General features: G+C 52.0%; 12 protein-coding genes. 3 read left to right on the forward strand and 9 right to left on the reverse strand.

The window, feature by feature from the left end; genetic code table 11:
• Positions 1-23: 23 nt before the first annotated feature.
• The 9 genes from COO59_RS05580 to bolA form a co-directional block, all read right to left on the reverse strand.
• Positions 24-422, reverse strand: coding sequence for a YbgC/FadM family acyl-CoA thioesterase (locus COO59_RS05580; RefSeq protein ID WP_103058830.1), 399 nt, complete (start codon positions 420-422; stop codon positions 24-26).
• Between the two features lie 108 nt (positions 423-530).
• Positions 531-899, reverse strand: a complete 369-nt coding sequence (locus COO59_RS05585) for a ComEA family DNA-binding protein (protein WP_103058831.1) — start codon at positions 897-899, stop codon at positions 531-533.
• A gap of 139 nt (positions 900-1,038) precedes the next feature.
• Complete coding sequence (gene ppiD / locus COO59_RS05590; protein ID WP_103058832.1) at positions 1,039-2,907, reverse strand: peptidylprolyl isomerase; 1,869 nt, start codon at positions 2,905-2,907, stop codon at positions 1,039-1,041.
• A gap of 246 nt (positions 2,908-3,153) precedes the next feature.
• The gene (hupB, locus tag COO59_RS05595; RefSeq protein ID WP_038627591.1) at positions 3,154-3,426 is read right to left on the reverse strand and encodes a nucleoid-associated protein HU-beta; all 273 of its coding nucleotides are present in this window, start codon (positions 3,424-3,426) and stop codon (positions 3,154-3,156) included.
• Between the two features lie 213 nt (positions 3,427-3,639).
• Entirely contained in the window at positions 3,640-5,994 is a 2,355-nt protein-coding gene (gene lon / locus COO59_RS05600) for an endopeptidase La (protein ID WP_103058833.1), read from the reverse strand.
• Positions 5,995-6,182: 188 nt separating this feature from the next.
• Positions 6,183-7,457 carry an ATP-dependent protease ATP-binding subunit ClpX gene (gene clpX, locus COO59_RS05605; RefSeq protein WP_103058834.1) on the reverse strand — a complete coding sequence of 425 codons (1,275 nt, stop codon included), beginning with the start codon at positions 7,455-7,457 and terminating at the stop codon, positions 6,183-6,185.
• 129 nt (positions 7,458-7,586) lie between these two features.
• Positions 7,587-8,210 carry an ATP-dependent Clp endopeptidase proteolytic subunit ClpP gene (clpP, locus tag COO59_RS05610; protein WP_085067711.1) on the reverse strand — a complete coding sequence of 208 codons (624 nt, stop codon included), beginning with the start codon at positions 8,208-8,210 and terminating at the stop codon, positions 7,587-7,589.
• A gap of 340 nt (positions 8,211-8,550) precedes the next feature.
• Complete coding sequence (gene tig / locus COO59_RS05615; protein WP_103058835.1) at positions 8,551-9,855, reverse strand: trigger factor; 1,305 nt, start codon at positions 9,853-9,855, stop codon at positions 8,551-8,553.
• Positions 9,856-10,169: 314 nt separating this feature from the next.
• A complete protein-coding gene (gene bolA, locus COO59_RS05620; protein WP_103058836.1) occupies positions 10,170-10,484 on the reverse strand; it encodes a transcriptional regulator BolA in 315 nt (104 codons plus the stop codon).
• A 277-nt stretch (positions 10,485-10,761) separates the two neighbouring features.
• On the opposite strand from bolA, the gene COO59_RS05625 reads away from it, so the two are divergent.
• The 3 genes from COO59_RS05625 to cyoA all read left to right on the forward strand — a co-directional run bounded on the left by COO59_RS05625 (position 10,762) and on the right by cyoA (position 14,238).
• Positions 10,762-11,340 carry a lipoprotein gene (locus COO59_RS05625; protein ID WP_103058837.1) on the forward strand — a complete coding sequence of 193 codons (579 nt, stop codon included), beginning with the start codon at positions 10,762-10,764 and terminating at the stop codon, positions 11,338-11,340.
• A 54-nt stretch (positions 11,341-11,394) separates the two neighbouring features.
• On the forward strand, positions 11,395-12,870 hold the full coding sequence (ampG, locus tag COO59_RS05630; protein ID WP_103058838.1) for a muropeptide MFS transporter AmpG: 1,476 nt from the start codon (positions 11,395-11,397) through the stop codon (positions 12,868-12,870).
• Between the two features lie 441 nt (positions 12,871-13,311).
• Complete coding sequence (cyoA, locus tag COO59_RS05635) at positions 13,312-14,238, forward strand: cytochrome o ubiquinol oxidase subunit II (RefSeq protein ID WP_103058839.1); 927 nt, start codon at positions 13,312-13,314, stop codon at positions 14,236-14,238.

The raw sequence follows: 14,238 nt of genomic DNA on the forward strand, positions 1-14,238 counted from the left end.
CGGGCCCTTCCCGGCTGTCATCGTTAGCCAAGCAATGTTTCCATCCGCGTCAGCAATTCGCCTTCCAGCGGCAAGGATTTTTGCGTATTAAGATCGATACAGACAAAGGTTAACGTCGCATCGGCAATCGCCGAGCCATCCTCTGCCAGCGTAACCTCCTGTCCGATAACCCCGCTCTTGCTGTTCAGCTGCAGCAACCGGCTATTGATGCACAACACATGGCCCAGCAACGCCGGGCGTCGGTAGTTAATATTGATATTAACTACCACAAAGGCCAGGTTGTTTTTCATAAGCCAGTGAAGCGCGTTTAGCTTTTCCAGCCATTCCCAGCGCGCCTCTTCCAGGAACTCCAGGTAGCGCGCATTATTAACATGTTGATAAACATCCAGATGATAGCCACGTACTTTTATTAACGTCTGCATAGCGCCTTGCCTTATCATTGTTAAAGGTCATACGATCTGGTACGACCTCTTCAGATTAGCAGTGGCCCGCGGTGGACGGAAAAGTTGTCATTCGCGCCGGGAACAGGATCACAATTTAAGCCGTGCCAGATTACGCTCCACCAGCGCGCTGCCAATCCCCGGCACCTCTTTTAGCTGTTCCAGTTCCGTAAAGGGACCAAACTGCTGACGATAGCTAACGATCGCTTCCGCTTTTTTTAACCCAATACCGTTCATTACCGAAGCCAGCTCCTGCGCCGATGCGCTGTTGATGCTCACCGTGGCTTCAGCCGTCGGTGGCCTGGTGGCCGTCGGCGTCGTGTTAGCATTGCTGGCTGCTTTTGGTTGAACAGCGCTGCCGCTCTCCCTGGCCGCCAACGCGCCGGGAACCGTCAATGTCCAGCAGAATGCGCCCATCGTTAATGATAAGCAGAGCGCTGAAAGTAAATTCTTTTGCATGCTGATTTCTCCTTGTGTGTAACAGCAGGAGAAACAGTAAGGGCACCCGGTTTTCAATACAAAAGGCAAAGTTAAGATGTGGAAAAGGCCGCGAAAGCGGCCTTTTCATTTGCAACGGATTGCATTTTTTATGCGGGATTTACTGCATTTGTACCGCAGCGCCGTACTTAATTTTTGCATCCTTACGCAGGTTGCTTAACAGCGCATCAAATACCAGCTGCGCATTATTTTGCGCCACGCCCTGCGCCATCGCTTTTTTCTGCGCTTCCGGCAGGCTTCCGGCTTTTACTTCATCCAGCGCCAGCAGCACAATGTTGCCCTGCATATCTTCGCTGGTGCCATAAACCGGTTTACCCGCCTGCGGCTGCGGCAGCGTAAACAGCGACTGGACAATCGCGTCACGATCGCTACGCGTGAAGGTTTTCGCCTCACCGAACGCCAGACCCGCTGCCGTTAACGCATCCTGTTTGCCCGCCTTCAGATCGGCAAGAATTTTTTCCGCCTGCGCTTTAGCCTGTTTTTCAGCCTTGTCATGCTTCAGCGTTCCCGCGATTTGCGCTTTCACTTCATCAAGCGCTTTTACCGCTTCCGGCTTATGCTCGTTTACCCGCAGGATAAAAGCGCGATCGCCATCAACGGTGATCATATCGGAATTGCTACCCGGCGTGCCGTTTTCACCCTGCAGATTACCGTTGAAAATCGCATCCACAACCGGTTTAAAGTTCAGCTCTTCCGGAACGTTGTCGCGACCAAACCACGCCGTCTCAACGGCCTTAACGCCTGCCGCCTGCTCTGCGCTGGCTAACGATTCGTTATCGTTGCTTGCCGCATCGCTGACTTTTTGCTGAAGCTTATAGTAAGCATCCAGCGCTTTTTCCTGCTTCACTTTATCCGCGATCGCGTCATGCACTTCCGCCAGCGGCTTCACCTGTTCCGGCTGAATATCATCCAGACGCACAATCAGGAAACCGACGGAGGATTTCACCACGCCTGACAGCTGGCCTTTGCTGGTCAGGTTAGCCTCTTTCAGCTCATCCGGCGTAGTAGAAGGTTCCAGCCAGCCCATATCGCCGCCCTTGCGCGCGGAAATAGGATCGGCGGATTTCTCTTTCGCCAGCGCGGCAAAATCCGCGCCCTGCTTCAGCTGATCCAGCATCTTCTGGGCATCAGCTTCGCTTTTAGCCTGAATAATGCTGTAGCGGTTACGCTGAGGCTGGGCATACTCTGCCTTATGCTGCTCGTACCAGCTCTGAATATCCGCTTCGCTGGCCGCTTCCTGCATGCTGGCCGCGTCGAGCTTGAGGTAGCTTACGCGGAACTGCTCCGGCGCCAGAAAACTGCTTTTATGCTGAGCATAATAGTTTTTGATTTCATCATCGCTAACCTGCTGCGCAGCGGCCAACGCATCCACATTCAGCGTGGCCTGACGTACCACGCGCTGCTGGGAAACCAACGCCGCCAGCGCATCTGTTTCACCGCTCAGCATGAAATCAGTACCGGCGATAGCTGAAATAAGCTGTTGGGTGGTTAACTGCTTGCGCAGCGCTTCGGCATACTGATCGGCAGTAAAGCCCATGCTGTTAATCAGACCAAGATATTTGGCGTTATCAAATTTACCGTTGGTCTGGAACGCCGGCTGGTTAAAGATGGCCTGTTTGATCTGCTCATCGCTGATGCCCAGATTTAACTCTTTCGCATACTGGTCCAGCAGCGTTTCATCTACCAGCTGAGAAAGCGCCTGCTGACGCATCTGCTGCATATAGCCTGCATTACCGGCCAGCTGCGAAAACTGCTCGCCCAGCATTTGCTGTTGGCGGCTACGCTCGTTGTTAAACGCGCGATCCAGCTGGGCGCGGCTGATTTCCTGGCCGTTGATTTTGGCGGCGTAATCGCCGTTACCGCCGATCAGATAGTTGCCAACGCCGGTCAGCACGAATGACAGGATAATCAGTCCCAGAATAATCTTGAGCACGACATGGTTCGACGCCGCGCGTAAATTGTCCATCATGGTATGACAACACTCCGCTGTAATGTGAATGTAAACCTCACGCAGGCACCCCATCCCTGCAGGCGTGCGCGTTGCTGCTTTCAGGCCGACAGTGCCTGGCCATGCTCTGACATCCGCTGCTGACGTTTGTCACCTGTCAGAATAAAAAAGGCACATCAATTGTCTGATGTGCCCGTATGTTACATGAGAACGCAATATCAGTCCTCTCTCCACCGAAGAAATTGCTTTAATGGAGTTGACCGTAAATCAGTTTACCGCGTCTTTCAGCGCTTTACCGGCACGGAAGCCAGGTACTTTGCTGGCCGGAATGGTAATTTCTTTACCCGTCTGCGGGTTACGGCCAGTGCGTTCAGAACGCTCGCGTACAGAAAATGTACCAAAGCCAACCAGAGCCACTTCTTCGCCTGATTTCAGTGAATCAGAAACTGAGCCAATAAAAGCATCTAAAACACGTCCTGCTGCCGCTTTAGAAATATCAGCGTCTGCGGCAATTTTGTCGATCAATTGTGACTTATTCACTCTATTCATCCCCTCTTTTATTATTCACTATCGCAGCCGACTTCCAGCCAGACGCGAACGCGCAGCCAGTTATAGCAAGGTTGTTGAGCCGAAACAACGGGAATTCTCTGGGTCGCTGTTTCAACAGCCCTCTAAATTAGCGGCACAAAAAAAAGCTGGCAAGTCCCATTTGACTTGCCAGCTACGCTTTTTAACTGATTTTGTCTTTAGTCACTATTTCGCCGTAGCGACCTGCATCCCATAAGGTGCATTTTGCAGCGCCAGCGTCAAAACATCCTCAATACGTTTGACCGGATGAATATCCAGATCGGCCAGCACGTTTTCCGGAATCTCTTCCAGATCGCGCTTATTGTCATCCGGGATCACTACCGTTTTAATCCCGCCGCGATGCGCTGCCAGCAGTTTCTCTTTCAGGCCGCCGATAGGCAGCACCTGACCACGCAGCGTGATCTCGCCGGTCATGGCGACATTAGCGCGCACCGGATTGCCCGTCAGGCAGGAAACCAGCGCGGTGCACATGGCAATACCGGCGCTGGGACCATCTTTCGGCGTTGCGCCTTCCGGCACGTGTACGTGAATATCGCGCTTCTCGTAGAAATCGCCGTTGATGCCCAGTTTCTCTGCACGCGCGCGCACTACGGTTAATGCCGCCTGAATCGACTCCTGCATTACCTCGCCCAGCGAACCGGTATAGGTCAGCTTGCCTTTGCCCGGAACGCAGGCGGTTTCAATGGTCAGCAGATCGCCGCCCACTTCCGTCCACGCCAGACCGGTTACCTGACCAACGCGGTTTTCGTTGTCGGCACGACCATAGTCGAAGCGCTGCACGCCGAGGAAATCTTTCAGGTTATCGCCGTTGATCTCGATATGCTTCAGATTTTTATCCAGCAGCAGCGCTTTTACCGCCTTGCGGCACAGCTTGGAGAGCTCACGCTCAAGGCTACGCACGCCGGCTTCACGCGTGTAGTAACGAATGATGCCCACGATCGCGCTGTCGTCTACGCTAATTTCATTGGATTTCAGCGCGTTACGTTCGATCTGTTTCGGCAGCAGATGCTGCCTGGCGATATTCAGCTTTTCATCTTCGGTATAGCCGGAAAGCCGAATCACTTCCATACGATCCAGCAGCGGCGCCGGGATATTCATTGAGTTAGAGGTCGCAACGAACATCACATCAGAGAGGTCGTAATCCACTTCCAGATAGTGATCGTTAAAAGCGACGTTCTGCTCAGGATCCAGCACCTCCAGCAGCGCTGAAGCCGGGTCACCGCGCATATCAGATGACATTTTGTCGATCTCATCCAGCAAAAACAGCGGGTTTTTCACGCCAACTTTCGCCATTTTCTGGATCAGTTTGCCCGGCATGGAGCCGATGTAGGTACGACGATGCCCGCGAATTTCTGCCTCATCGCGCACCCCGCCCAGCGCCATACGGATATACTTACGGCCGGTCGCTTTAGCGATGGACTGCCCCAGCGAGGTTTTACCCACGCCCGGCGGCCCTACCAGACACAGAATCGGCCCTTTGATTTTATTGACGCGGCTCTGTACCGCCAGATATTCCAGAATGCGGTCTTTCACGCGCTCAAGGCCGTAATGATCGGTATCCAGCGTTTCCTGAGCCTTACGCAGGTCTTTTTTCACCTTGCTGCGCTCATTCCAGGGAACCTGAACCATCCATTCGATATAGCCGCGCACCACCGTCGCTTCCGCAGACATCGGCGACATCATTTTCAGCTTCTGCAGCTCGGCTTCCGCCTTTTCGCGCGCCTCTTTCGGCATTTTGGACGCGTCGATTTTACGCTTCAGCGCTTCATATTCATCCGGCGCATCGTCCATTTCGCCCAGCTCTTTCTGAATGGCCTTCATTTGCTCGTTCAGATAGTACTCGCGCTGGCTTTTTTCCATCTGTTTTTTGACGCGATTACGAATACGTTTTTCTACCTGCAGCAGGTCGATTTCGGATTCCATCATCGCCATTAAATATTCCAGGCGCTCATTGACGTCGGACATTTCCAGCACGGACTGTTTATCGGCCAGCTTCAGCGGCATATGCGCCGCCACGGTATCGGCCAGGCGCGCGGCATCATCAATGCTATTCAGCGAGGTCAGAACTTCAGGCGGGATTTTTTTATTGAGCTTGATATAGCCTTCAAACTGGTTGATGGCGGTACGCACCAGCACTTCTTGCTCGCGCTCTTCAATCTCAGGAGAAGCCAGGTATTCCGCCTGGGCGGTAAAATGTTCGCCGTTATCGGCCAACGTGGTAATACGTGCCCGCTGTAACCCCTCAACCAGCACTTTTACGGTGCCGTCCGGCAGTTTCAGCATTTGCAAAATAGAAGAAACGGTCCCTACAGAGAAGAGATCGTTAATGCCAGGTTCATCCGTTGAAGCCTCTTTCTGTGCTACCAGCATGATCTTTTTATCATGATCCATTGCGGCTTCGAGGCACCGAATCGATTTTTCCCGACCAACAAACAACGGAATTACCATGTGCGGATAAACCACTACGTCGCGCAATGGCAACACAGGGATTTCAATGCGTTCAGAACGCTCAGGATTCATAGAGCTCTCTCTTAGTTTAAAGTCCGCCAGGTGATGGGTACCGCATAGTGCAGGCTATGTGCCAGGGAACCCACAGGTATTTGAGTATATGGGGATGTTTGCCAGACATTCAATGTCCGGGACATGAGAAAAACAAAAGGGGGACAATTTCCCCCTTTTATAACTAACTTGCTGGTTGTGTTGACGAATTATTCGCCAGATGCCTGCTGCGCTTCGTGAGATCCGTAGATAAGCATCGGTTTTGACTGCCCTTCAATCACGGACTCATCAATAACCACTTTTTCTACATCGTCCATCGAAGGCAGATCGTACATCGTATCCAGCAGAGCGGCTTCTACGATAGAACGCAGGCCACGCGCGCCGGTTTTACGCGACATCGCTTTCTGCGCAATTGCCGTCAGCGCTTCGTCACGGAACTCCAGCTCAACGCCTTCCAGGTTAAACAGCGCCTGATACTGCTTCGTCAGCGCGTTTTTCGGCTCGCGCAGGATCTGAATCAGCGCTTCTTCACTCAGCTCATTGAGCGTTGCCACTACCGGCAAACGGCCAATAAACTCAGGAATCAGACCAAATTTGATCAAATCTTCCGGCTCAACCTGCTCCAGCAGCTGGCCTTCCGATGCTTTCTGCGATTTGCCTTTTACCGTCGCGCCAAAGCCGATGCCGGAGCCGGTTTCCACACGCTGGGAAATGACTTTATCCAGACCGGCAAAGGCACCGCCGCAGATAAACAGAATTTTAGAGGTATCAACCTGCAAAAACTCCTGCTGCGGATGCTTACGTCCGCCCTGCGGCGGTACGGCGGCAACCGTGCCTTCAATCAGTTTCAGCAACGCCTGCTGCACGCCTTCACCGGAGACATCACGCGTAATCGACGGGTTGTCTGATTTGCGGGAAATTTTATCAATTTCATCAATGTAGACGATGCCGCGCTGTGCTTTTTGCACGTCGTAGTCACATTTCTGCAGCAATTTCTGGATAATATTCTCGACGTCTTCACCCACATAACCGGCTTCGGTCAGCGTGGTGGCGTCAGCCATGGTGAAGGGCACATCCAGCAGACGCGCCAGCGTTTCCGCCAACAGCGTTTTACCGCTACCGGTCGGACCAATCAGCAGAATATTACTTTTACCCAGTTCGATACCGTTGCTGGTATCGCCGTTGCGCAGGCGTTTGTAATGGTTGTACACCGCCACCGCCAGCACTTTTTTCGCCCTTTCCTGACCGATAACGTAATCGTCAAGATGATGGCGAATTTCGTGCGGCGTCGGTAACGCGCTACGCTCGCGATGCGGCGCGACTTCTTTTATCTCTTCGCGAATAATGTCATTACATAAATCGACACATTCGTCGCAGATATACACTGACGGCCCGGCAATCAGCTTGCGCACTTCATGCTGGCTTTTACCGCAAAAAGAGCAGTACAGCAGCTTCCCTGAACCGTCTTTGCGCTTATCTGTCATCAGCTAACCTCTTCATTTATCTCGTCCGCAGTCAAATGCGGCGATGGCAGCCAGATTGACTGCCCTCATTCGTAGCCACTCTTCACCCGTTATCTGCTGTAACTATAGCGTATGCAGCGGGATGGAGTCTTATTGGCGATGCGTAAGAATAGAATCAACTAAACCATACTCTACCGCCTCACTCGCCGAGAGGAAACGGTCACGCTCGGTATCACGCTCGATTTGTTCAAGCGATTTACCCGTATGTTCCGCCATCAGTTCGTTCATGCGCTGTTTAACTTTAAGAATTTCACGGGCATGAATTTCAATATCCGTCGCCTGGCCCTGATAGCCGCCCAGCGGCTGGTGGATCATCACGCGAGAGTTAGGCAGGCAGTAACGCTTACCTTTGGTGCCCGCCGTCAACAGGAATGCACCCATCGAGCAAGCCTGTCCCATACAAATGGTGCTGACATCCGGCTTAATAAACTTCATCGTATCGTAAATCGACATACCTGCGGTGATAACGCCGCCCGGTGAGTTGATGTACAGATAAATATCTTTTTCTGGGTTTTCCGCTTCCAGAAACAGCATCTGGGCCACGATCAGGTTCGCCATATGATCTTCAACCTGACCGGTAAGGAAAATGACGCGCTCTTTTAACAGGCGGGAATAAATGTCGTAAGAACGCTCGCCGCGCGAGGTTTGTTCGACCACCATAGGCACCAGCGCCATATTAGGTGCGGAAAATTCACGTTCGCCATTGTATGACATTACCGTCTCCTGGATAAATTTCATTGGCAACATTCTGTACCGATTCTACTTAAGTGAGAACATGAAAACCATGCTTCACGTTGCCACTCTCCGACGCTATCCGGACGGTCAATCAGCCAGCCTTTCACTTTTCACAATATTCGGAAAACTATCTGGGGGCATGCGCCCGCTGTTTCAAGCATAACAACGTTTTCTTCAATCGCTAACCCGGAATAACATCATACCGAATAACCTGACGCTTAATTAGCCAAAAAGGTACACAAAAAGAGTTTTCTGAAAGGGATAAATAAAAAGCCCGCTCCTTACGGCAGCGGGCTTTCAGCACTTAAGGCTTGAAAAATCAGGCCATTGAAGTCTGATTCATCAGTTCCTGGAACTTAGTGGCTTTCTCAGTCACTTTCGCTTTTTCCAGTACCGCTTCAACTGCCTGCTCTTCCAGAGCGACGTTGCGCATATTGTTCATCAGCTCATTATTTTTGCTGTAGAACTCGATCACTTCCTGCGGATCTTCGTAGGCAGACGCCATCTCTTCGATCAGCGTTTTCACGCGATCTTCATCCGCTTTCAGTTCGTTGGTGCGGATCACTTCGCCCAGCAGCAGACCGACCACTACGCGACGCTTAGCCTGCTCTTCGAACAGTTCGCGCGGCAGCTCCAGAGCCTGGTTCTCATTGCCACCGAAGCGCTGAGCAGCCTGACGACGCAGCACGTCGATTTCGCTGTCAATCAGCGCAGCAGGCACGTCGATGTCGTTGGCTTTAACCAGGCCGTCAATTGCCTGCGTTTTAACACGGTTACGCACGGCGCCTTTCAGCTCGCGCTCCATGTTTTTACGCACTTCCGTACGCAGGCCAGCAACCGAACCATCTTCCACGCCGAAACGCTTGATAAATTCTTCGGTCAGTTCCGGCAGCTCGCGCTCTTCAACTTTTTTCAGCACGATAGCGAACTTCGCGTCTTTCCCTTTCAGGTTTTCCGCGTGGTAATCTTCCGGGAATTTCACGTCGATGGTGAATTCGTCGCCGGCTTTATGGCCAACAACGCCTTCTTCGAAGCCTGGGATCATGCGGCCCTGGCCCATAGCCAGTACGAAATCAGAGGCTTTGCCGCCTTCAAACTCTTCGCCGTCTACGGAACCGGTGAAATCAACGGTAACGCGATCTTCTGCGGCCGCTTCACCTTCTTTCTCTTTCCAGTTCGCCTGCTGTTTACGCAGGGTATCCAGCATGGCGTCAACGTCTTCATCAGTCACTTCAACAATCGGTTTTTCAACTTCGATTGCGTCCAGACCCTGCAGCTCAACTTCCGGATAAACTTCAAATTCTACAGAGTAGGTGAAATCTTCACCCTGTTTGTATTCGCCCGGTACGTAGTTCGGTGCGCCGGCCGGATTGATTTTCTCTTTGATGATGGCATCAACAAAGTTGCGCTGCATCAGATCGCCCAGCACATCCTGACGAACGGATGCGCCGTAACGCTGTGCCACTACGCTCATCGGCACTTTCCCTTTACGGAAACCGTCGATACGGACTTTCTTCGCTACATCGACCAGCTCTTTTTTCACAGCGTTCTCGATGCTGTCAGCAGCGACAGTAATCGTAACGCGACGGCCCAGGCCCTGAGTGGTTTCTACTGAAACTTGCATCTTGTTACCTCAAAAAATCACGAGCTCGGTCAACTTCAGATAGCGCAAACGAAAGCCTGCACTATCCAACAACCGGGACGGCCTCTGATGAAGAACCCATTCCCTGTTACCAGAAGCGTCCCGAAGCAATTCCGGAAAAATAGACGCCGCATTATAGCGGCATCGTTTTACCGCGTCGAGAACGCAAACCGGGCACCGGTTCGCAGTTTGGCGGAAAATAAGCGAAAAATGACCTCAGCAACGCGCCGGAGCGCGCAAAATTCAGACAAAAGAAAACGGCCCTCAGGCCGTTTTGGTTAATTCCTCGCTTCGATTCAGGCTAACATCCCTGCCCCGCGACAGTTAGGTGAGGAAAGTACCGTATCCTGCAGTCCTTCCCACTCTTTTAGCGTATAGGTATGCAACGCCAGTGCGTGTACGCTGCCTTCCAGCTCTTCGCTCAGAGTGCTGTAAATAGCACGATGACGCATTAAAAAGCGCTGATCGGTAAAGCTATCGCTGACAATCACCACTTTGAAGTGGCTCTCCGATCCCGCAGGGACATTATGACGATAACTCTCATCATGAACTTCCAGGTGGGCCGGTTGAAAGGCGGTTCTTAACTTTTCTTCTATTTGTTCGCGAATCATGACATCCACTCCTCTACGGCAGAGAGCTACGCCCCATCCCTTTAAATATTAGTCGGTTTTGATCCGTTTCCACGGCTAATGCGAAAAAAACTGTACCGTTTGTTACAAGCGGACAGCGCTACCGCGTCGCGAACCGCAGCAAATCGCGTTCCGCCACGTTGAAAAAACAAGCGGAGTGATGAATTTACACGCCGCCGGGGCTTTCTTCACGGAAACGCAATGATATGATGCCCGCTGTTTTGTCAGCAATATCATTCAGACTTACGAGAAAATAAGCATGCTAAAAAAACTTTTCTTCCCTCTGCTGGCTGCCTTTATCCTGGCTGGCTGTGCGAACAACAGCAATACAATTGATGTACAACCCGCTATTCAACTGCCTCAGCAAGATCCCAGCCTGATGGGCGTTACGGTTAGCATCAACGGTGCCGATCAACGTTCCGATCAGGCGCTGGCCAAAGTCACCCGTGACGCGCAGCTGGTGACCCTGACGCCAAGCCGCGATCTGCGTTTCCTGCTGCAGGAAGTGCTGGAGAAACAGATGACCGCCCGCGGATATATGGTCGGCCCTAACGGCGCGGTAGATTTGCAAATCGTCGTGAACAACCTGTATGCCGATGTGACCCAGGGCAACCTGCGCTACAGCATCACCACCAAAGCGGACATTTCTATTATTGCCAGCGCGAAGAACGGCAATAAGCAGGTAAAAAACTATCGTCAGACCTACAGCGTAGAGGGCGCATTTAACGCCACCAATGAAAAAATCACCAAAGCCGTTAACTCTACCCTGAGCGATGTCATTTCCGATATGGCGCAGGACACCAGTGTTAGCAGTTTTATCAAGCAGAACGCACGTTAATGATTTGCGGTAGCCCGGCGGGATGCCGGGCCTGCCTACAGGAAAAAAGTCGTTATGGATAATCAGTTTCTGCGTATTTTTACCCAGCGCAATGCAGCCATCCTGCTCCTGCTGGGTTTTGCTTCCGGCCTTCCTCTTGCTCTTACTTCCGGTACGCTACAGGCGTGGATGACGGTAGAGGGCGTGGATCTTAAAACCATCGGCTTTTTCTCGCTGGTTGGACAAGCCTATGTTTTTAAGTTTCTCTGGTCCCCCCTGATGGATCGCTTTACGCCCTCTTTTCTGGGACGGCGTCGGGGCTGGCTATTGATTACGCAGCTTCTGCTGATCGGCGGCATTGCGCTGATGGGCTGTATGGAGCCTTCGCATCATCTGACCTTACTGGCCGCGCTGGCAGTGCTGGTCGCCTTCTGTTCCGCCTCGCAGGATATTGTATTTGATGCGTGGAAAACCGATATTTTGCCGCCGGAGGAACGCGGTAGCGGCGCGGCGATCACCGTACTGGGCTATCGTTTGGCGATGCTGGTTTCGGGCGGGCTGGCGCTGTGGCTGGCGGATCGCTATTTAGGCTGGCAGGCGACATACTGGCTGATGGCGCTCATGATGCTGCCCGGACTCATTGCCACCCTGCTGGCGCGGGAGCCGACCGACGTGGCTACCCGACCGCATACGCTGGAAGAAGCGGTCATGGCGCCGCTGCGTGACTTCTTTAACCGCAACAACGCCTGGCTTATGCTGTCGCTGATCGTCCTTTATAAGCTGGGAGATGCTTTCGCCGCCAGCCTGACGACCACTTTTCTTATTCGCGGCGTCGGCTTTTCTGCCGGCGACGTCGGGCTGGTTAATAAATCGCTTGGGCTGCTGGCGACCATTATCGGCGCGCTGTATGGCGGAATGCTCATGCAGCGCCTGAGTCTGTTTCGGGCGCTAATGCTGTTTGGCATGCTACAGGCCTTCTCTAATCTTGCCTGGTGGCTGCTTTCCGTTACGCCGCCCCATATGTGGAGTATGGCCAGCGCGGTATTTGTGGAAAACCTGTGTGGCGGGATGGGCACCGCCGCCTTTGTCGCGTTGCTGATGAGCCTGTGCAACCGTTCGTTTTCCGCTACGCAGTTCGCTTTGCTGTCGGCGCTATCGGCAGTGGGCCGCGTTTATGTCGGTCCGGCGGCCGGTTGGCTGGTGGAGCTGTGGGGATGGCCAACGTTTTACGCTTTTTCCGTGGTTGCCGCCCTACCCGGTCTGCTGCTGCTGGCAGCCAGCAAACAGAGCCTGCTGCAGTCGCAGGAGAGCCAGCCATTTAACCCACGTCAGCACTGGCCTTCCGGCTATCGCTGGGCGCTGCGTCTGTTGGTGACAGGCGGCGCGCTGCTGGCGCTTTGGCTGTTAGCGCTGGCGCTTGGGGCCAGCGGATTGCTGAGGCTGCCGTCGCTGCTTCCTTTATTTAACGTCGGCTGTTTACTAATGTTGATCGGTATATTTACCGGTACGTTGCTGGACTATCTGGCGCAGCGCAAAACGTTATCCGCTTAATTAAGCCGGACGGTAAAAATAGTTTCCGTCCGGACTCAAAATAGTCCCCGGTGTTAAATTTTTTTACCTACTAATTCCGCAAAAAAAAATTATCCGTCCGGTTTAACCAACAGCGTCTAATATTAAAAAACGGTGCGTAATTATTTATGTTTAATAATTATCACTCAAATGATACAAATTTGTTAAACTGTTGAGGCCCGATTTCGTTTTTTAGAATCATCCTTTCATGTAACTCATTTGAGTCATCTTTTTTCGTTATATTAACTCAAGCGCCTGTCTCTATTAATATTCTGTCACTTTCTGCAACAGATGTGACACCCTTGGCAAAAGGTGTCAACACCCCGCTGACACGTTCTTAAGCTGGTTTACACTGCATAAACCTTCCCGTAAAATGCCGCCACACTTAAACGACAATAGAGCCCTTGTCATTGAGGTCGTTAAATGAGACTCAGGAAATACAATAAAAGTTTGGGGATTTTGTCATTAATTGCAGGCACTTTATTGTTAAGTGGCTGTGATAGTGCGTTGTTAGATCCCAAAGGACAGGTTGCAATGGAGCAACGTTCGCTGATACTGACAGCCTTTGGCTTGATGTTGATCGTTGTTATACCTGCAATTCTGATGGCCGTGGTGTTCGCATGGAAATATCGTGCGTCCAACACGAATGCAAAATATAGCCCTAACTGGTCACACTCCAATAAAGTGGAAGCGGTGGTCTGGACCGTTCCGATCCTGATCATTCTTTTCCTCGGCGTGCTGACCTGGAAATCAACCCACGCGCTGGAACCTGGCAAACCGCTGGTTTCTGACGTGAAGCCGGTTGAGATCGATGTTATCGCTCTGGACTGGAAATGGTTGTTCATTTATCCGGAACAGGGTATTGCAACGGTTAATGAAATTGCATTCCCGGTAAATACTCCGGTGAACTTCAAGATCACCTCAAACTCCGTAATGAACTCCTTCTTCATTCCGACGCTCGGCAGCCAGATCTACGCGATGGCGGGGATGCAGACCAAACTGCACCTGATTGCTAACGAAGCGGGTACCTTTAAAGGCATCTCGTCTAACTTTAGCGGCCGTGGTTTCTCAGGAATGAAGTTTAACGCTATTGCGACTCCCGATCAGGCAAGCTTCGAGCAATGGGTAGCCAAAGCGAAACAGGCACCGAATACCTTAACCACTATGGATGAGTTCGAGAAACTGGCTGCGCCAAGCGAAAATCATCCGGTTGAGTACTTCTCCAGTGCGAATCCTGAATTGTTCAAGCAGGTTATTGATAAATTCATGACGAACCACGGGAAGATGGACATGTCAGGTCATGAAGGCATGGACATGAGTGAAGCCTCTCACGCGGGAGCCGAGGAATAA

The organism is Mixta theicola (assembly GCF_002895925.1).
Classification (GTDB): domain Bacteria; phylum Pseudomonadota; class Gammaproteobacteria; order Enterobacterales; family Enterobacteriaceae; genus Mixta; species Mixta theicola.